This window comes from Pseudomonas versuta (genome assembly GCF_001294575.1).
In the GTDB taxonomy this organism is placed as follows: domain Bacteria; phylum Pseudomonadota; class Gammaproteobacteria; order Pseudomonadales; family Pseudomonadaceae; genus Aquipseudomonas; species Aquipseudomonas versuta.
In genome coordinates, this window is the sequence record NZ_CP012676.1 from 3,168,811 (window position 1) to 3,188,345 (window position 19,535).

Consider the following 19,535-nt stretch of genomic DNA (forward strand, 5'->3'; position numbering starts at 1 on the left):
GCCAAGATCCTACGTTGCAGAGACTCAGCAAAACGCATATCTTGTATCTATTCCGCCAAACAACCCTACATATAGGGTTTATGGCCAAAAACCCAACACAACTCAAACGAGAATTTCAAGTCCTTTTCTCGCGCCTGTCGGGTTTGAGCAAACACGTTATTAAAGTCCAAACCGCGCATGCGGATGGCAGCCGGTTTCCAGCGTAAAAGCCGGAAAGCGGCCCGGGTGTTGCAGTAAAAATACTGTCACCCATCAGGACCAGGGTTTGAGGCGGCACGCGCAAACCCATGACTTCGGCACGGAAGCGGCTTAACCCCCCCTTTCTGTACGTCCCGAGGTTGTTATGCCCGGTTTGATCGCCGGTTGTAGTGCTTCAGGACGGAACGGTGGGCACCCAAAAGGTGCCCAAACAAACATAGAGAATGTGGAGACACCCCCCCATGCAAACCGACACAACTCGCGAGAACTCGCAGGGTTCCGATTCAAATCTGGATCTGTCTGCGACCGCGCCAGGCCAATTGCGCGTGATCAAACGTAACGGGACTGTAGTTCCTTACACTGATGACAAGATCACCGTCGCCATCACCAAAGCGTTTCTCGCAGTTGAGGGTGGCAAAGCTGCCGCCTCGTCCCGCATTCACGACACTGTTGCGCGCCTGACTGAACAAGTCACCGCAACCTTCAAGCGTCGCATGCCATCGGGTGGCACCATCCACATCGAAGAAATCCAGGACCAGGTTGAACTGGCCCTGATGCGCGCCGGCGAGCAAAAAGTGGCTCGCGACTACGTGATCTACCGCGATGCCCGCTCCAAGGAGCGTGCTACCCGCGCCCCGGCCGAAGACGCTGTCCAGGCTCACCCGTCGATTCGTATCACCCGCGCTGACGGTACTTTCGCGCCGCTGGACATGGGCCGCCTGAACACCATCGTCACCGAAGCCTGCGAAGGCCTGGCCGAAGTTGACGGCGACCTGATCCAGCGCGAAACCCTGAAAAACCTCTACGACGGCGTAGCACTGAGCGACGTCAACACCGCCCTGGTGATGACCGCCCGCACCCTGGTAGAGCGTGAGCCGAACTACTCCTTCGTAACCGCTCGCCTGCTGATGGACACCCTGCGTGCCGAAGGCTTGAGCTTCCTCGAAGTGGCAGAAAGCGCGACTCACCACGAGATGGTCGACCTGTACGCCAAAGCCCTGCCGGCCTACATCGCCAAAGGTATCGAGTTCGATTTGCTGAACCCGGTTCTGGCGACCTTTGACCTGGAAAAACTGGGCAAGGCGATCAACCACGAGCGCGATCAGCAGTTCACCTACCTGGGCCTGCAAACCCTGTACGACCGTTACTTCATCCACAAGGATGGCGTGCGTTTCGAACTGCCGCAGATCTTCTTCATGCGCGTGGCCATGGGCCTGGCGATCGAAGAGAAGCAAAAAGAAGACCGTGCCATCGAGTTCTACAACCTGTTGTCGTCCTTCGACTACATGGCTTCGACTCCGACCCTGTTCAACGCCGGTACCCAGCGTCCGCAGCTGTCCAGCTGCTACCTGACCACCGTGCCGGACGACCTGTCGGGCATCTACCACGCGATCCACGACAACGCCATGTTGTCCAAATTCGCCGGTGGCCTGGGCAACGACTGGACTCCGGTACGTGCACTGGGTTCATGGATCAAGGGCACCAACGGCAAATCCCAGGGCGTGGTTCCGTTCCTCAAAGTAGTGAACGACACCGCCGTAGCCGTTAACCAGGGTGGCAAGCGCAAAGGCGCTGTGTGTGCCTACCTGGAAACCTGGCACATGGACATCGAAGAGTTCATCGAGCTGCGCAAGAACACCGGTGATGACCGTCGTCGTACCCACGACATGAACACCGCCAACTGGATCCCTGACCTGTTCATGAAGCGCGTCTTCGATGACGGCCCGTGGACCCTGTTCTCGCCATCCGAAGTCCCGGACCTGCACGACCTGACCGGCAAGGCCTTCGAAGAGCGTTACGAGTACTACGAAGCGCTCTCCCAGTACCCGGGCAAGATCAAGCTGTTCAAGACCATCCAGGCCAAAGACCTGTGGCGCAAAATGCTGTCCATGCTGTTTGAAACCGGCCACCCGTGGCTGACCTTCAAAGACCCGTGCAACCTGCGCAGCCCGCAGCAGCACGTAGGCGTGGTCCACAGCTCGAACCTGTGCACCGAGATCACCCTGAACACCAACAAGGACGAGATCGCGGTCTGCAACCTGGGCTCGATCAACCTGCCGAACCACATCAAGGACGGCAAGCTCGATACCGAGAAGCTCAAGCGCACCATCGACGTAGCCGTACGCATGCTCGATAACGTCATCGACATCAACTACTACTCGGTGCCACAAGCCCGCAACTCGAACTTCAAGCACCGTCCGGTCGGCCTGGGGATCATGGGCTTCCAGGACGCGCTGTACCTGCAGCACATTCCTTACGCCTCGCAAGCGGCCGTGGAATTTGCCGACAAGTCGATGGAAGCGGTCAGCTACTTCGCAATCCAGGCGTCCTGCGACCTGGCTGACGAGCGTGGCGCTTACGAGACCTTCCAGGGTTCGCTGTGGTCCAAAGGCGTACTGCCGCTGGACTCGCAACAGATCCTGATCGAACAGCGCGGCCAGAAGTACATCGACGTTGACCTGAACGAATCCCTGGATTGGGCACCGGTTCGCGCCCGTGTTCAGAAAGGCATCCGTAACTCCAACATCATGGCCATCGCACCGACCGCGACCATCGCCAACATCACCGGCGTATCGCAGTCGATCGAACCGACTTACCAGAACCTGTACGTGAAATCGAACCTCTCGGGCGAATTCACCGTGATCAACCCGTACCTGGTTCGCGACCTCAAGGCCCGCGACCTGTGGGACTCGGTCATGATCAACGACCTGAAGTACTACGACGGTTCCGTGCAGCAGATCGAGCGCATCCCGCAAGAGCTCAAAGAGCTGTATGCCACTGCGTTCGAAGTTGACACCAAGTGGATCGTTGACGCCGCCAGCCGCCGTCAGAAGTGGATCGACCAGGCTCAGTCGCTGAACCTGTACATCGCTGGCGCTTCGGGCAAGAAGCTGGACGTGACCTACCGCATGGCCTGGTACCGTGGTCTGAAAACCACTTACTACCTCCGTGCCCTGGCCGCGACCAGCACCGAGAAGTCCACCGTCAACACCGGCAAGCTCAACGCCGTGTCCAACGGCAACAACAGCGAAGACGTCGTTGCAGCGCCTGCCGGTCCTGCACCGGTGCCAAAGGCTTGCGCCATTGACGAGCCGGATTGCGAAGCTTGCCAATAAGCTGAGCCGTCAGACGGCCTGACCGAAACCCCCGTTAAACCCTGGCAACAGTTGGGTTTAGCGGGGGTTTTGTTTTGTGGGCCCGTATCCCGTGTAGGAGCGAGCTTGCTCGCGAGCTCTTCGTTGCGGCGCTTAAAAAGCTCGCGAGCAAGCTCGCTCCTACAACGCTGGTTGAGGCCCCCCTCAACTATGGAATCTTCCACATGGCTGTAAGCACCCACAATGGTGCGCCAGCGCTACAAAATGAATCACTCTGCACATCCCTCCCCGCCAATCCCCTCAATACCTGTGCAACCTGCACATAGAGCGTTATGCCCTCTGCCCGCTTTTTTCTGTTTCAGACCCCGGGCCAAAACAGGCCCGCTTATTGCTCTAGCCCCAGGGTGCCACTGACCACGGCCCTACCCATTCGAGGCGGAGAAATACAACATGAGTGCACCCGGCGAATTTCCTTTAAGCGAAGCCCCGCGTTCTGCGCGCAAGGGGCTGCTATCGATTTCCATGGTGTTGTTCAGCTTCACGTTCTTTACCGGCACCATGTTCGCCGGCGGCAAACTGGGCATGGCGTTCAACTTCGTCGACATGCTGTGGATTGCCGCCATCGGTAACAGCCTGCTGGCCCTGTATGCCGCCGCATTGGCGCTGATTGCCGCCCGCAGCGGCCTGAATACGGTATTGATGGGGCGCTTTTGCTTTGGCGAGGTCGGCAGCCGTCTCTCGGACTTTCTGCTCGGTTTTGCCGAACTGGGCTGGTTCGCCTGGGGCACGGCCACCGTGGCCATCGTGCTGGTGAAAATGCTCGGCCTGGCTGAAGGCTTCACATGGCCGCTGATGGTGTTTTTCGGGCTGGGTTTCAGCATCACCGCGATCATCGGCTACAGAGGGCTGGATGTACTGTCACGCGTCTCGGTGCCGCTGATGTTCATCCTGTTGATCGTTTCCATGTACATCGCCACCCGCCATGTCGGCGGCTTCAAGGGCCTGGCCGCGGTAATCCCCCATGAAGCAATGACCTTCTCGGCCGCCATCACCATGGTCTTCGGCACCTTCGCCAGCGGTGCGACTCAAGCCACCAACTGGACCCGGCTGTCGCGCACCGGGCGGATTGCCGTCATCGCCAGCGTCGTCAGTTTTCTGCTGGGTAATGGCCTGATGATCGTGGCCGGCGCATGGTGCGCCATGGTTTATCAGCAGGCCGACATCGTGAGCGTGATGATGCTCCAGGGCTTGTCGTTCGCCGCGGTAATCATGCTGTGCCTGAACCTGTGGACGATTCAGGGCCCGACCATCTACAACGTATCGGCGGCGGCCTGCCACCTGGTGCGCAGCGAACGGCGCCGCACCATGACCCTGATCGCCGCTGCCGTCGGCGTGGTGCTGGCCATTGGCGGCATGTATGAAATGCTGATCCCGTTTCTGGTCCTGCTGGGGTCCATCATCCCGCCCATCGGTGGCGTGATCATGGCCGACTTCTGGTACCGCCACCACGGCAAATACCCGGCGCTGGCCAGTGTGAAGCTGGCGCGCTACAACGTGCCGGGCCTGAGCGCATATGCCTTCGGCGCACTGCTGGCCTATTGCTCACCCTGGATTGCACCACTGGTGGGAATTGCCGCCTCTGCCGTGTGCTACATCCTGCTGCTGGAAATCAGCCGCCCCCGCGCCGTGCTGCCGGTCGTGCAGGAGGACATTTGAGCCTCACGGTTGAAGAGATTCTGGGGCTGGCCGGCCTGGAAGAAATGACCCTGCGCGCCGGTGCCTGCAACCTGCAACGCAATGTGCGCTGGCCCTACGTGGCCGAGAACGAAGGCCTGGCGCAATGGGTCATGGGCGGCGAACTGGTATTCGTCACCGGCATCAACCATCCCCGGGACGAGGCCAACTTGCTGCGCCTGGTGCACGAAGGCGACGCCAGTGGCATTGCCGGGCTGGTGATCCTGACCGGGGATGCCTTTATTCAGCGCATTCCGGACTCGGTCATAGCGCTGTGCGAGGATTATGGCCTGGCGCTGATCGAACAGCCGTACCTGCTGAAGATGGTGATTGTCACGCACCTGATCGGCACTGCGCTGGTTCAAATGGCGCAGACCCGGCGCTCGCGCCACGACATTCTGGCGCAGTTGCTCAGCGGCGATTATCCGAGCCTGACCACCGCCCGCCAGCGCGCGGCGCATTTGAAACTGCCTCTGGACGGCCCGCGACGCCTGGTAGCACTGCGGCTGTCTGCCGTCAGCGAGCTGTTCGACAACCATGCACCGGATGCGGCAGAACGGTTATTGCAACACACGCGGCAGGCGGTACAGGATCATCTGGATAGCTGGAGCCGTGCCCTGCCCCGCGCGCTGCCGGTTATCGTTCAGGGCGATCTGTTCATCCTGCTCCTGAACGAGCGCGATACCATTCGCGCGGAGCTGGGCTGCCTGTATCGCGACTTGCATGCCATGATCGGTGACATGGCGCTGTTCATGGGGGTGGCGGGCAAGGCAGAGGATTGCGGGCACTACCATCAGGCACTGAACGAGGCACGTCAGGCACTGGATGTTGCAGAAAATCTGCGCCCGGCCAACGGTCTCTGTGATTTCAGTGAGCTGGGGGTACTGCGCCTGTTACAGGCCATTGGCGAACGCTCGGTGATCGAGGCATTCGTGCAACAGACCCTGGGCCCCATGATCGAGCCCCGTCGCAAACACCCCCACAGCCTGCTTGAAACCCTGGACGCCCTGCTCCAGGAAAACGGCAATGCCCTGCAGGCGGCCCGGCGCTTGAATATTCACCGCAACACCATCAACCAACGGATACAACGCATCGAGCAGCACAGCGGACAATCGCTCGATGACCCACTTTTCAGAATGAATGCTTCGGTTGCCCTCCTCGTGTGGCGCATGACCGAAGCCCAACGACAGGACCGACCATGAACATCATCAATGCCACGCTACGTAAAACTCCAGGCCTATATACGGTCAGCTGCGAAGGCGAGCGCATTAGCGCCATCACCTTGCAGTCCGCCCGTGTGATGGCGCAGGCGGGCGATATCGACGCTCAAGGCCAATTGCTGATCGCGCCCCTGGTTGAACCGCATATCCACCTGGATGCAGCCCTGACTGCGGGCCAGCCCGAGTGGAACCTCAGCGGCACGCTGTTCGAAGGCATCGAGCGCTGGGCGCAGCGCAAGGAAACCATCACCCACGAAGACACCAAACAGCGCGCCCACACCACCATCCGCATGCTGGCCGAGCATGGCATTCAGCACGTGCGCACCCATGTCGACGTAACGGACCCGACGCTGGCCGCGCTCAAAGCGATGCTTGAAGTCCGCGAAGAAGCACGCGGGCTGATCGACCTGCAAATTGTGGCGTTCCCCCAGGAAGGTATCGAGTCTTACGCTGGCGGCCGCGAGCTGATGACTCGCGCCGTGGAGATGGGCGCCGATGTGGTCGGTGGCATTCCGCACTTTGAAAACACCCGCGAGCAAGGCGTCAGCTCGATCAAGTTCCTGATGGACCTGGCTGAGCGCACCGGTTGCCTGGTGGATGTGCATTGCGACGAAACCGACGACCCGCACTCGCGCTTTCTTGAAGTGCTGGCCGAAGAGGCCCGGGTCCGCGGCATGGGCAGCCGGGTGACCGCCAGCCATACCACGGCCATGGGCTCCTACGACAATGCCTACTGCTCAAAACTGTTCCGCCTGCTCAAGGCTTCGGGGATCAATTTTGTTTCGTGCCCCACCGAAAGCATTCACCTGCAAGGGCGCTTTGACAGCTTTCCAAAACGCCGCGGAGTGACGCGCGTGGCCGAACTGGATCGCGCCGGGATGAACGTGTGTCTGGGCCAGGATTCGATCAAGGACCCTTGGTACCCGCTGGGTAACGGCAACATTTTGCGGGTGCTGGACGCGGGCTTGCACATCTGCCACATGATGGGGTTCGAGGACCTGGCACGCTGCCTGGACCTGGTCACCGACAACAGCGCCCGCACCCTCAACCTTGGCGAGGGTTATGGCATTGCCGTCGGCCGGCCGGCGAACCTGGTGGTACTGGACGCCGACAGTGATTACGAAGCCGTACGCCGCCAGGCCAAGGCCCGGGTGTCGATCCGGGCCGGCAAGGTGCTGATGACCCGGGTGCCGGAGCGGGTTGAATTCAACAGACCCTGAAGCCATTGTGGGAGCTGGCTTGCCAGCGATACAAACGACGCGGTACAGCTGCAATACCGCACCGCTGCCATCGCCAGCAAGCTGGCTCCCACAAATATCAGGAAGCCGCCTGCTTCAACAACAAAAAAGCCCCGGCATTGGCGTGCCGGGGCTTTTTTTATTGTGCGGCCCGCTATCAGGTCATCTGGATAATGGTCTGCATGATGGTGCTTTGGGTCGAGATGGTTTTGGCGTTCGCCTGGTAGTTGCTCTGCGCCTTGATCAGGTCCACCAGCTCACTGGTCAGGTTAACGTTGGAATCTTCCAGCGAGTTGGACTGGATGGAACCCAGGGTACCCACCTTCGGCGCATCGTAACCGGCCAGGCCGGAAGCGAAAGTCTCTTTCCAGGCTGTACCGCCCGCAGGCTGCAGGCCTTGCTCGTTGGTGAAGCTGGCCAGCGAGATCTGGCCAATGGCACGGCTCTGGTTGTTGCTGAAGTTGGCGAACATCACGCCCGAACCATCGATGGTCAGGTTGTTGATCTGGCCGGTCGCGTAGCCGTCCTGGGTTGGCGGGTTGCGCGAGGTGTCGGTGTTGTACTGGGTGGTACTGGCCATGTTGATGCCAAAACCGAGGTCTTTGGCCTTCGCGCCGTTGGACACCCATGCACCATTGACGGTGGCGCCCGGCATCCAGTCCGCGACAGTCAAAGTGCTGCCGATAATGTCAGGTTCGCCGGCAACCGGGTTCGGAGTCGTGACGCTGACCAGGGCACCGGTCGAATCAAAACTCATGGTCGAGGCCACCGGGTCTTTAGCCCCGGTGCCACTGACCGGGCTGCCATCAGGGTTGCGGCCGTCAATCAGGGTGTAGGTCTTCCAGGTGTTGGAACCGGTCTTCACCATGTACTGATCCATCGGGTGCGGGTTGCCCTGGGTATCGTAAACAGTGGTGTTGAATTTTTTGCTGTAGCTGGCGGTCTCGCCTGGGTCGAACTTGTTCGCGACCTGATCAATCGTGTCGGCGTTGGAGTTCAGGTTGATCGTGGACTGCACCGAGCCGGTCGGCTTGGGCGCCAGGTTGGAGGTATCGATGCGCAGGTCGGTCAAGGTGCCGTTGACGATATTGCCGTTTGCATCCACGCCATAGCCCTGCAGGCGCGCCGTGCCGTCAGTGCTGGTCACGTAACCGTCCTTGTCGGACTTGAAAGTACCGGCACGGGTGTAGCTCAAGGCGCCATTGTCACTGAGCACGAAGAAGCCGCTGCCCGAAATGCCCATGTCCAGCAGGTTGCCGGTGTTATTGATCGCCCCCTGACCGAAATTTTGCGAGACCGCCGCCAGGTTGACGCCGCTGCCGACCGTCTTGCTGCCGGTCCCCAGCTTGCTGGCCGAGTAGATGTCCGCGAACTCTGCGCGCGATGCTTTAAAACCGGTGGTCGCGACGTTGGCAATGTTGTTGCCGGTAACGTCGAGTTGCTTGTTGGCCGCATACAGGCCGCTAAGGCCGATATTGAATGACATGTTTATCTCCTTGAGTCGGCTTAGAGGCCAATGGTCTGGACTTTGGATATTCCAATGCTGCCCAGGCCTGCGAGGTTGAGCATGATTTCGCCCCCGGTCTTGCTCAGGGTCACGCTATTGACCGTGGCTGGCAGGTAAGTAGTGAGCGCGGTGGTGGCAGTGTCGGTTTTGCTGGAGGCGGTAAAGGTATAGTTGCCCTTGTCCAGCAACAGGCCGTCGCTATCCTTGCCATCCCAGGTGAAGTCCACATTACCGGCTTTCTGGGTGCCCAGGTCGAGGGTCCTGACCACCTCACCGTCCGCATCGGTAATGGTGATGGTGGGTTTGGAATCGGCGTCCTGTACCACCACGGAACCGTTAAACGGTTTGCCGCTGGAAGGGTCGACATAGGCTTCGCCGGTTTGCACGATCACCGAACGGCCCACCAGCGACGACGCCTGCAAGGCTTGCGAAGACTGCAGGCCACCTGTGATGGAGTTCACCGAATCGTTGAGCGTGGTGATGCCTTCCAGGCTGCTGAACTGCGCCAGTTGCGCCACGAACGCAGTGTTGTCCTGGGGGTCCAGCGGGTTCTGGTTTTTCAGCTGGGTCACCAGCAATTGCAGGAATGAATCCTTGCCCAGAGAACTGCTGCCGGCAACGGCCTTGGACGCCCCGGCCAGACTGGTGTCGGTGGTCTTGGCCTGAGCAGAGTTGGCGAGTACCTGATTCAGGGTCAGGCCGCTGGTGGAATCGGTCACACTCATTTGCGTCGTCCCTTATCACTGACCGAGGGTCAGGACCTTCTGCATCATGGTTTTGGCGGTGTTCATCATTTCCGCGTTGGTCTGGAACGAACGGCTGGCAGAAATCATGTCAGCCATTTCTTCAACCACATTGACGTTGGGGTAGTACACGTAGCCCTTGGCGTCGGCAGAAGGATGGTTAGGTTCATAACGGGCCTGGAGTTCGCTCTGGTCCTCGACCACGCCCAGTACTTGCACACCGTTGCCGGCGCCGTCCTGGTTCTGAAACAGCGAGCCGTCGGTGCCGTTTTGCGCGCCCTGAAACATGGTGGCAAACACCGGGTGCCGTGCGCGGTAAGTCTGGTCGATGCTCGACGACACGGTCTCGGCGTTGGCGATGTTACTGGCGACGGTGTTCAGGCGCGTGGTCTGTGCACTCATGCCGCTACCGGCGATATTGAAAACACTGGCTAGAGACATGAATTACTCCCCGCGCAGGGCTGACATCAGCCCTTTGAATTTGCTGTTGAGCAAGGTGAAGCTGGCCTGGAAGTTGACCGCATTTTCTGCGTAGTTCGACTGCTCCAGTTGCGCGTCCACCGTGTTCTGGTCGATCGACGGCTGCATCGGCACACGGTACTGCAGGGACTCGTCGCCGCTGCTCAGGCCCTGGGCTTCGATGTGCCGGCTGTTGGTCTTGTTCAATGCAAACGTGCCGTTCTGGTTTTTGTCACTCTGTGCGGCGAGCACAGAAGCAAAATCCAGGTCCCGGGCCTTGTAGTTCGGGGTGTCGGCATTGGCAATGTTGTTCGCCAGCACTTCGGCACGCTGTGCGCGAAAGCCCAGGGCCTGTTCGTGGATACCGAGCGCTTTATCGAAGCTGATGCTCATGTCGGGAAACCTTTGTGGGCTGACCTGAATGTGATTCAGGCTTTTCATGACATGAACTGAGCAAACCCCGTGCCAATTACTCGAGAGCCGTATTGGCGGGGTTTGCAGGGATGCGGGGAGCGGCAATGCCATAAAAGCGGCAATGCCTGACCGCCGACTGCCGCTTTTCTGCCGCCCCCCTGACCGCCCCTCCCCATGTAGGAGCGAGCTTGCTCGCGAGCTGTTGCGGCCACTGAAAAGCTCGCTCCTACAGGGAAAGATTGGCGGACATAAAAAAGGAGCCGTATGAGGGCTCCTGTTTTGCCTACTTGGCCTGGTAAATAATCCCCGGGCTGCATTGCACCATCCGGTAATGATCCGGCAAGCCATTGAGCGCTTCGGAGGCGCCCAAAAACAGATAACCACCCGGTTTCAAGGTGCTGTGAATGCGCAGCAAGATGTCTTTCTTCACTTCAGCCGAAAAGTAGATCAGCACGTTCCGACAGAACACGATGTCGAATTTGCCAAACCCGGCGTAGCTGTCCAGCAGGTTGAAGGAGCGGAACTCGACCCGATTTCTGATCGCCGTCTTGAGTACCCAGCGCCCCGGCCCCTTGGGCTCGAAATAGCGTTGCAAACGCTCTTGCGACAGACCGCGGCCAATCGCCAGGTTGTCGTATTCGCCCGTTCTGCAAGTGTTGAGCATCAAACTGGACAGGTCGGTGGCAACAATCTGCACGCCCAGCTTCAACTGGCCAAGGTTGCTGCGCTCGAACTCGTCAATCGCCATCGACAGCGAGTACGGTTCCTGCCCCGAAGAACAGGCCGCCGACCAGATACGCAGGCGCTGGCCGGGGTTGGCCTTGATCTGCTCGGGCAGGACTTTGTTCTTCAGCACCTCAAAGGGATAGGTGTCGCGAAACCACAGGGTTTCATTGGTGGTCATGGCATCGACCACCTGCTCGCGCAGCCCGCTGCGGGGCTGGCTCTGAATACGCTGAATCAGCTCGCCCAAGGATTTGATCCCTTGCTGCTCCATCAGCTTGTTGAGGCGACTGGAGACCAGGTACTGCTTGTTCTCACCCAGCAAAATGCCACAGGCTTTTTCCAGGAAAACCCGGAACTGTTGAAAATCCAAATTAGCCGTCGACAAATGATCAAGCCTCTTAAATCGTGTTGACCGCCAGGGGTGAACCCTGGCTATGGTCTGCTGCGTTGATCCGGTCAACGACCCGGGATGCCAGGTCATCAGGGCGAAACTTGGCCAGAAAGTCATCGGCACCGACTTTCTTGACCATTGCCTGATTGAATACGCCGGACAATGAAGTATGCAGAATGATGTGCAGATTTTTCATGCGTGGATCGTTACGAATTTCGGCGGTCAGGGTGTAGCCGTCCATTTCCGGCATCTCGATGTCCGAGATCATCATCAGAAACTCTTCAGACGGGTCTTTACCCTCATCTACCATTTTGCGCAGGTAATCCAGCGCCTGACGGCCGTCGTTCAGTGATACCACCTCGACCCCGACCGTTTGCAGGCAACGGGCAACCTGTTTACGTGCCACCGACGAATCATCAACCGTCAGCACCCGTAAAGACAGCGCTTTGGCTTGAGTCTCGACATCCACGACACCCTGTGAAATGGCTTCCGGGGTAGGCGAAACTTCAGCCAGGACCTTTTCCACATCGATGATCTCGACCAGTTGCTCATCCAGCCGCGTCACGGCCGTCAAGTAATGGTCGCGACCGGCACCTTTGGGCGGCGGATGAATGTCTTCCCAATTCATGTTGACGATACGCTCGACCGAGCGCACCAAAAAGCCCTGAGTCTTGGTGTTGTACTCGGTAATGATGACAAACGGGCTGCTTTGGTCCTGCAGCGCCCCCGAACCGGTAGCCATCGCCAGATCGAGAATCGGAATAGTCGCCCCGCGAATGCTCGCCACACCGCATACCACCGGATGGGATTTGGGCATCATTGTCAGTTTTGGGCATTGCAGCACCTCCCTGACTTTGAACACGTTGATCCCGTATAGCTGTGGCCCGTCCAGACGAAACAACAACAGTTCAAGGCGGTTTTGCCCTACCAGTTGAGTGCGCTGGTTAACCGCATCCATCACTCCGGCCATACACAGCTCCTGTTAAAACTTTAAGTTACGACACACATTGCCCGGCAAACGGCACGGGCTTTGCTATTTATCTGCCATGAACGCAAAAACGACAAAATCCTGCCACGTGTCACACAGCTATTTCAGACTGCTTGCGGCCTTGTGCCTGACGATTATCGGCATGCCGTCCTACGCGGAGGAATTCACATCTCCTGATCAGCTTATCGGCGTGACCCAGGGCTTTCTTGAATTCACCGTCGAAGACTACCTTGCCACTGGTCAGATTGAAGGCCGCTATCAAATTCAGGTCAACAATCTTGATCCCCGCCTGCGCCTGGCCAATTGCGACAAGGAATTGACAGCCAGCCTCGAGAGCCCTGCCCAGCCCATGGGGCGCGTGATTGTGCGCGTGCGTTGCGAGGGGCTCTCGCCCTGGACCATCTTTGTTCCGGCCCAGGTCAAACTGTTCCGCGATGTCGTCACCGTGACCCATCCCCTGCAGCGCGGCATGGTTATCGACTACGCCGATGTCACCCTGCGCGAGCGCGATATCAGCCTGATCAACCAGGGTTACCTGACCGCGACCGAGCTGGCAGTGGGTCAAAAGCTGCTGCGGCCCATGGTCGCTGACCAGGTGCTGACCCTGACCCATCTGGAACAGGCTGCTGCCGTACGCAAAGGCGATCACGTAGTCATCAGCGCCCGTAGCGGCACATTAAGTGTCAAGATGCCCGGCGAAGCCCTGTCAGACGGTGGCCTCAGCGAGCAGATCCGGGTGAAGAACCTCAACTCCAAACGCATCATCCGGGCCCGGGTTACCGCGCCGGGGCAGGTTGAGGTGGCACTGTAGGAAAATTGGCATAGTTGGGTGACTTTCCTACACTGTGCCTTGACGCAGGTCAGTACAGACAAGCATCAAGCCGTGATTAATCGCGCCTAAAGTTTTCCCGGGTATGGCCGAAAACATGGCAAGCGTCCAAATATCCAGAGGTTTTCGTCATGGTCATCGACTTCAGTCGACTCAACAGTGCCCCGCCCCTAACCGGCAGCACCCGCAGCAATGCCAACCAGCAAGCAGGCAGCGCCACGCAAGCGGCCCCTGCAGCCAGCCCGGAACAAACCAGTGTCAGCGCCCCAAGCGGTGAATCTGTGCACCTCAGCCAAGAAGCTCAACAGTTGCAGAAAATCGGTGACTCGTTGCGTGACCAACCGGTGGTGGATAAAAACCGGGTCGCCGAACTGAAGCAAGCCATTGCCGATGGCAGTTATAAAGTCGACAGCAATCGTGTCGCCGGCAAACTGCTGAATATAGAAGCTCAGCGCTAGGCCCACGGCCAGTGCCAGGCTTTTGGACGCTTAAAACCCTTGAGCCCGACATGCACGACGAAAATTTGCTGCAACTGATCAACGATGACCTGGCACCGGCCACGCAGCTGCTCGGCCTGTTGCAGGACGAGTCCATCGCCCTTAAAGGACGCGACATGCCGGTGCTGGAAAAAATTCTGGCGCGCAAACAGTCGTTGATCATCCTGCTTGAGCAACATGGCCGCCGACGCAGCGAGATACTGGCAAGCCTGGGCTTGCCCACCAACCGCAGCGGCCTTGAAAGCCTTGCCAGCCATTCCAGCGTAGGCGAGCAATTACTGGCGCAAAGCGATGTGCTGAACCAATTGCTGGCGCAGTGTCAGGCCGCCAACCTGGTGAATGGCCAATCGATCCAGACTCAACAGGCGATCACCGCCAATCAATTGCGCATCCTGCATGGCGGCGAAGCGCCTTCGCTGTATGACGCGCGCGGCTCAACCTCAATGCTCAACAAGCCCCGCGCTTACAGCCAGGCCTGAGCCGGCACGGTCACGCTATCTAGACTCGCCACATAATGGCAAAATGCTACCAATTGCGTGTTGCTGTTCTTTTGTCCGGAGACTGCTGAACCGTGTTCGATTCCCAAGATGCTCCGCAGCTACCCAAGGTGCTCACCACACCTCTGGAAGTGTCCTCCAGCCTGCGCCTGCTGCAAGAGAGCCATGACCCGCTGATCATTACCTTCCAAGACCGCAGCCAGCGCTTTCAGAGCTATGTCGTCGAAGTGGATCGCGCAGGCAATTGCATGGCCCTGGACGAAATGATCCCCCGCGATGGCGAACGTTTTCTTCAGGAGGGCGTACCGTTTCGGGTTGAAGGCTTCCATGAGGGCGTAAGAATTGCCTGGGAATGCAGCACCCGCCTGACCATCGACGACACCCAGGGCCACCGTTGCTACCGCACGGCCCTGCCGGGCGAAGTGCTGTACCACCAGCGGCGCAACGCCTTTCGTGCAGCGCTCAAACTGGTCAATCTGGTCAATGTGCAAGTGGCCGGCGAAAAGCTCAAGGCACCGCTCCAGGGCAAGTTGCTGGACGTATCGGCCACTGGCTGCAAGTTGCGCTTTGAAGGTGACATCGGCGAATGCATGCAACTGGGCCAGGTGTATGAGCGCTTCAGTGCAGCCCTGCCCTTCGGTTCCATGACCACGCCCGTGGAGTTGCGCTACCTGCACTTCGAGGAACACCTCAATATCACCTTTGCCGGCATGCGCTTTCACAACATCAGCGGTGGTGTGCAGCGCCAGGTCGAACGCTTTGTGTATCAATTGCAGCGTGAAGCGCGCCAGTTTGATAAAGACGACTATTAGAAACCTGTAGGAGCGAGCTTTTTGCTCTCTCGTTGAAGAGCTCGCGTGCAAGCTCGCTCCTACAGTCAAGCTCGCGCCTGCAGGTCAGGGCTCTGGCTTGATTTCAGGCTCTGAATGCTCAGCTTCAGGCTCCGGCGCGATGTTATCCACCATCTGGTCCTGCACCACCTGTTCATCCACCCGCGGGTCAAGCGCTGCCACCAGCGGAGAGCTGGACATGCTGTCAGGCATGGCCACGTGATGCAGAGGTGCATCGTCAACCTGGTGCAAGTTGGTGACCGCATTCGGCCGTATGCGCCAAACCAGCAATAACCCCGCCACGCTGAAAAACGCGTAGAGCATATGGCTGCCAAACAGCTTCATCAGCACGCCGGTCACCAATGGGCCGATACTCGCGCCAATGCCGTAGGTCACCAGCAACATGGCGGTCAGCGAAACGCGGCGCTCACCTTCAATGTGGTCGTTGGCAAACGCCACCGCCAGCGGATAGATACAGAACTGCACCAAAGCACTCAAGCAGCCTGCTGCGAACAATACTTGCAGCGGCACGGAGGGCAAGATTGCTAGGGGCAATGAAACCACCGCCAGGATGAAAGCAAAGATACGGATCAGTAACGGCCGGTCATAACGGTCCGACAACCAGCCCAACGGCCACTGCACCAGCAGACCGGCGAAAATGCAGCAGCCCATGTACAAGCCGACCAGTTCGGTGGACAGCCCTTGCTGCGACGCATACAACGGCGCCAGGCCATAGAAGGAACCGACCAGCGAACCGGCGCCAAGCACCGCAATCAAAGACTGCGGAACCCGCTTGATAAAAAATTTCGGGTCCATCGGTGCCGGGTGCAACGGCGCCGGGTGAATGCGCCGGGTCATGGCCACAGGCACCAGGCACAAGGCAAAACACAAGGCTACCAGCATCAGCAGTTCAGGGCCCAGGGCCGGGTGAATCACCAGTATCAGCTGGCCGAGCACCAGGCCCAGGTAGGAGGCGATCATGTACAGGCTGAACACCACGCCACGCTGCTTGTCCTCTGCCTGCTCGTTAAGCCAGCTTTCGATGACCATGTACTGGCACATCATGCCCAGGCCGACGATCACCCGCAGCAGTAGCCACATCGGCAGCCAGTCCGTCAGACCATGGCACAGCACCGCCGCCCCGACGATACCGGCGCACGTGGCATACGCCCGGATATGTCCAACCCGGGCAATCAGCCGGTGGCCGATCTTGCCGCCCAGCACCAGGCCAAAATAGTTGGCGGCCATCAACGCGCCGATCCACAAGCCATCGACATCGTCGGCAGCCAGGCGCAGGGCCAGGTAAGTACTCAATAGCCCGGAGCCGATCAACATCATCAGCGAGGCAAAATACAAGGCTCGAAAAGACTTCCAGATTTGATGCATGGCGTTCCGTGCGACTCCTTGTACGGGCCGCCGGCGATCCTTCGATAGCCGGCGTCCACAGTGTCAAACGCTCATGCCGACGGGCACTGAAGCGTTTAACGATTAAGCCTGAGCCGCCAATACACGGCGTTCCCAGGGGGTGATTTCATCATAGAAGCTGGTCAATTCCAGGGTCTTGGACGCAACGTAACCTTCGATGAACTCCTTACCGAACAGTTCCATCGCCAAGTGACTGCGTTTGAGACGCTCAAGGGCCGCATGCAAGGTACATGGCAGGGACAAAGAATCCGGCACGTCGAATTCACCCTGGATCGCAGCCGTCGGTTCCAGCTCGTTTTCAATCCCGTACAGGCCTGCCGCAAGGCTCGCGGCAATCGCCAGGTACGGGTTGGCGTCAGCCCCCGGCAAGCGGTTTTCGACCCGTCGTGCGACGGGCGAACTGGCCGGGATCCGCAACCCCGCCGCCCGGTTGTCATGGGACCAGCAGGCATTGTTCGGCGATGCATACGGGTGGCACAGGCGCTGGTAGGAATTGACGTTCGGTGCAAACAGCGCCGTAAAGTCGGCCATGCCCGCCTGTTGCCCGCCGATAAAGTGACGGAAGGTGGCTGTCGGCTCCCCCGCCTGATCGCTGAACACGTTGCGGCCGCTGTGCGCCTCCACCACGCTTTGGTGAATGTGCATCGAGCTGCCGGCAGTGTGTGCCAGAGGCTTGGCCATGCACACCACGGTCAGCCCGTGCTTGAGGGCGACTTCTTTGAGCAGGTGCTTGAACAAAAAGGTCTGGTCGGCCAGCAGCAGCGGATCACCATGCAGCAGGTTGATCTCGAACTGGCTGACGCCCATCTCGTGCATGAAGGTGTCACGTGGCAGGCCCAGGGCCGCCATGCATTCATAGACTTCACTGAAGAACGGACGCAGACCGTTATTGGAGCTGATGCTGAACGCCGAAAAGCCGTCCTCGCGACGACCGTCCAGACCCACAGGCGGACGGAACGGGTGGGTCGGATCCGGGTTGGGGGCAAACACAAAAAACTCGAGCTCGGTGGCCACCACCGGTGCCAGGCCACGAGCGGCGTAACGGGCGATCACCGCCTTCAACTGACCCCGGGTCGACAGGCGCGAACTTTCACCGCTGAACTCAGCGGCATCGCAAATGGCTAGCGCACGAGGCTGCTGGCTCCAGGGCAAAGGGTAGATGTGTGCCGGGTCCGGCACCAGCGCCAGGTCACCGTCATCGCTGCCGTAAAAGCGCGATTCGGGGTAACCGCCCATGATGCATTGCAGCAGCACGCCCCGGGCCATTTGCAGGCGCCGGCCTTCGAGGAACCCCGCGCCAGTCATCACCTTGCCGCGCGGCACACCGTTCAAATCGGGGGTTACACATTCAATTTCGTCAATGCCGGTCAATCGCTGTGCGAGAGAACGCTGGTCATCGGTCGTCATGACACTTTCCTTGTTGTTTTACGGGCCGCGAACGGCAACCTGTACAAAATACGCACCACCCGTTCGGGATTTCAAGCAGGCGCCGAACAATTCCTGCATTAGCGCCGTAGTCGCTACCGAGGAACGAAGGCTGCGAAAAGGGCCGCAGGTGTTCAGGTCGCTGAATCTCCCCTCGCAGCCTTCGTTCCTTGGCAGCGACTACGTAGAGCGTGCGCCATAGCGCGAAAAAACGCCGATGCCTATGCAACCGCAACACAAGCCATTAGGGTGACGATTCTATTTTTCCTCGCAGTGCCCGGCATGCCTAAAGACGACACTCACTTGATCACCGCCCACGATGTTGCTCGCCATGCCGGGGTCTCGCGCTCGGCGGTTTCACGCACGTTCACTCCGGGCGCCAGCGTGTCGCCGCATACCCGCGACAAGGTCATGGCTTCCGCCCGAGCACTGGGTTATCAGGTCAATCTGATCGCCCGCACCATGAACAAGGGTTACAGCAATTTCGTCGGCGTGGTCACCGCAGGCTTTGAAAGCCCGTTCCGGGCCAGCCTGTTGAGCCCGATCACCGTGGCCCTGAACAGACAAGGGTTGATGCCGCTGTTGATGAACGCCGATGACCCGCTGCAACTCGAACAGTCACTGCATGAACTGCTCAGCTATCAGATTGCCGGGGTGATTCTGACTTCGGCATCGCCGCCGCTGTCGGTGGTCCAGCATTACCTGAAACACCAGATCCCGGTGGCCATGATCAACCGCGGACACGAACTGGAGGGCGCCGAAGTCATCGGCAGCGACAACCGCGGCGGCGGTCGCCTGGCAGCCGACACCCTGCTCGCCGGCGGCGCAAAGCGCCTGGCTTTTATCGGTCAGGGCACACACAACTACAGTAGCCGGGAACGCTGGGAAGGCTTTCGCGACCGGCTCGCCGAAGTCGGCCTCAGCCCGGTGGCGGTGCTGGATGCCGCACCCGGCTATGACGGCGGGCTCGGCGCAGTCCAACAGTTGTTCAGCGCCAGTGAACGGCCCGATGCACTGTTTTGTGCAACCGACATGCTGGCCATGGGCGCGCTGGACGGGCTGCGTTTCAAGTTGCAGCTGTCCGTTCCCAACGATGTACAAGTCATAGGTTTCGACGATATTCCCCAGGCGGCAAACCTGGCCTACAACCTCACCACCCTGCGCCAGAACAGCAATGCACTGGCAGCAAGCGCGGTAGCTGCCATTGTCGCCCGTCGCAAAAATTTTCAGCAACGAAGCGTGCACGGCTCTATTGCGGTGTCCTTGGTCAGTCGCGGCAGCACGATAGAATAATTTGTGTATTTTTATGTTGAATTGAA

General features: G+C 59.2%; 17 protein-coding genes. 9 read left to right on the forward strand and 8 right to left on the reverse strand.

Features of this window, described 5'->3' with window-relative positions; all coding sequences use genetic code 11:
* Positions 1–440 precede the first annotated feature (440 nt).
* From AOC04_RS14145 to codA, 4 genes are all read left to right on the forward strand, one after another.
* Positions 441–3,314: a ribonucleoside-diphosphate reductase subunit alpha gene (locus AOC04_RS14145; protein WP_060694371.1), complete on the forward strand. Its 2,874-nt coding sequence runs from the start codon at positions 441–443 to the stop codon at positions 3,312–3,314.
* A gap of 429 nt (positions 3,315–3,743) precedes the next feature.
* Positions 3,744–5,009 carry a cytosine permease gene (gene codB, locus AOC04_RS14150; protein ID WP_060694373.1) on the forward strand — a complete coding sequence of 422 codons (1,266 nt, stop codon included), beginning with the start codon at positions 3,744–3,746 and terminating at the stop codon, positions 5,007–5,009.
* Positions 5,006–6,229, forward strand: coding sequence for a PucR family transcriptional regulator (locus AOC04_RS14155; protein WP_060694376.1), 1,224 nt, complete (start codon positions 5,006–5,008; stop codon positions 6,227–6,229). The genes codB and AOC04_RS14155 overlap by 4 nt, the downstream gene beginning before the upstream one ends.
* Positions 6,226–7,467 carry a cytosine deaminase gene (codA, locus tag AOC04_RS14160; RefSeq protein WP_060694378.1) on the forward strand — a complete coding sequence of 414 codons (1,242 nt, stop codon included), beginning with the start codon at positions 6,226–6,228 and terminating at the stop codon, positions 7,465–7,467. The genes AOC04_RS14155 and codA overlap by 4 nt, the downstream gene beginning before the upstream one ends.
* Before the next feature lie 175 nt (positions 7,468–7,642).
* Here the strand turns inward: codA and flgE are convergent, their stop codons facing one another.
* The 6 genes from flgE to AOC04_RS14190 form a co-directional block, all read right to left on the reverse strand.
* Entirely contained in the window at positions 7,643–8,971 is a 1,329-nt protein-coding gene (gene flgE, locus AOC04_RS14165) for a flagellar hook protein FlgE (protein WP_060694381.1), read from the reverse strand.
* Positions 8,972–8,991: 20 nt separating this feature from the next.
* Positions 8,992–9,717: a flagellar hook assembly protein FlgD gene (gene flgD / locus AOC04_RS14170; RefSeq protein ID WP_060694383.1), complete on the reverse strand. Its 726-nt coding sequence runs from the start codon at positions 9,715–9,717 to the stop codon at positions 8,992–8,994.
* A gap of 15 nt (positions 9,718–9,732) precedes the next feature.
* Complete coding sequence (flgC, locus tag AOC04_RS14175) at positions 9,733–10,176, reverse strand: flagellar basal body rod protein FlgC (RefSeq protein ID WP_060694385.1); 444 nt, start codon at positions 10,174–10,176, stop codon at positions 9,733–9,735.
* A 3-nt stretch (positions 10,177–10,179) separates the two neighbouring features.
* Entirely contained in the window at positions 10,180–10,587 is a 408-nt protein-coding gene (gene flgB, locus AOC04_RS14180; protein ID WP_060694387.1) for a flagellar basal body rod protein FlgB, read from the reverse strand.
* A gap of 304 nt (positions 10,588–10,891) precedes the next feature.
* Positions 10,892–11,719, reverse strand: a complete 828-nt coding sequence (gene cheR, locus AOC04_RS14185; RefSeq protein ID WP_060694389.1) for a protein-glutamate O-methyltransferase CheR — start codon at positions 11,717–11,719, stop codon at positions 10,892–10,894.
* Positions 11,720–11,732: 13 nt separating this feature from the next.
* The gene (locus AOC04_RS14190; RefSeq protein WP_060694391.1) at positions 11,733–12,695 is read right to left on the reverse strand and encodes a chemotaxis protein CheV; all 963 of its coding nucleotides are present in this window, start codon (positions 12,693–12,695) and stop codon (positions 11,733–11,735) included.
* Positions 12,696–12,771: 76 nt separating this feature from the next.
* On the opposite strand from AOC04_RS14190, the gene flgA reads away from it, so the two are divergent.
* From flgA to AOC04_RS14210, 4 genes are all read left to right on the forward strand, one after another.
* Entirely contained in the window at positions 12,772–13,524 is a 753-nt protein-coding gene (gene flgA, locus AOC04_RS14195) for a flagellar basal body P-ring formation chaperone FlgA (RefSeq protein WP_060694392.1), read from the forward strand.
* 149 nt (positions 13,525–13,673) lie between these two features.
* The gene (flgM, locus tag AOC04_RS14200; protein WP_060694394.1) at positions 13,674–14,000 is read left to right on the forward strand and encodes a flagellar biosynthesis anti-sigma factor FlgM; all 327 of its coding nucleotides are present in this window, start codon (positions 13,674–13,676) and stop codon (positions 13,998–14,000) included.
* A 50-nt stretch (positions 14,001–14,050) separates the two neighbouring features.
* Positions 14,051–14,518, forward strand: coding sequence for a flagella synthesis protein FlgN (locus AOC04_RS14205; protein WP_060694395.1), 468 nt, complete (start codon positions 14,051–14,053; stop codon positions 14,516–14,518).
* Between the two features lie 92 nt (positions 14,519–14,610).
* The gene (locus AOC04_RS14210) at positions 14,611–15,348 is read left to right on the forward strand and encodes a flagellar brake protein (protein ID WP_060694397.1); all 738 of its coding nucleotides are present in this window, start codon (positions 14,611–14,613) and stop codon (positions 15,346–15,348) included.
* 84 nt (positions 15,349–15,432) lie between these two features.
* Here AOC04_RS14210 and AOC04_RS14215 read toward each other — a convergent pair whose 3' ends face one another.
* Positions 15,433–16,752: an MFS transporter gene (locus AOC04_RS14215; protein WP_060694399.1), complete on the reverse strand. Its 1,320-nt coding sequence runs from the start codon at positions 16,750–16,752 to the stop codon at positions 15,433–15,435.
* Between the two features lie 102 nt (positions 16,753–16,854).
* Positions 16,855–18,096 carry a glutamine synthetase family protein gene (locus tag AOC04_RS14220; protein WP_162232804.1) on the reverse strand — a complete coding sequence of 414 codons (1,242 nt, stop codon included), beginning with the start codon at positions 18,094–18,096 and terminating at the stop codon, positions 16,855–16,857.
* Positions 18,097–18,498: 402 nt separating this feature from the next.
* On the opposite strand from AOC04_RS14220, the gene AOC04_RS14225 reads away from it, so the two are divergent.
* A complete protein-coding gene (locus AOC04_RS14225) occupies positions 18,499–19,509 on the forward strand; it encodes a LacI family DNA-binding transcriptional regulator (protein WP_060694404.1) in 1,011 nt (336 codons plus the stop codon).
* The last annotated feature ends 26 nt before the right edge of the window (positions 19,510–19,535 follow it).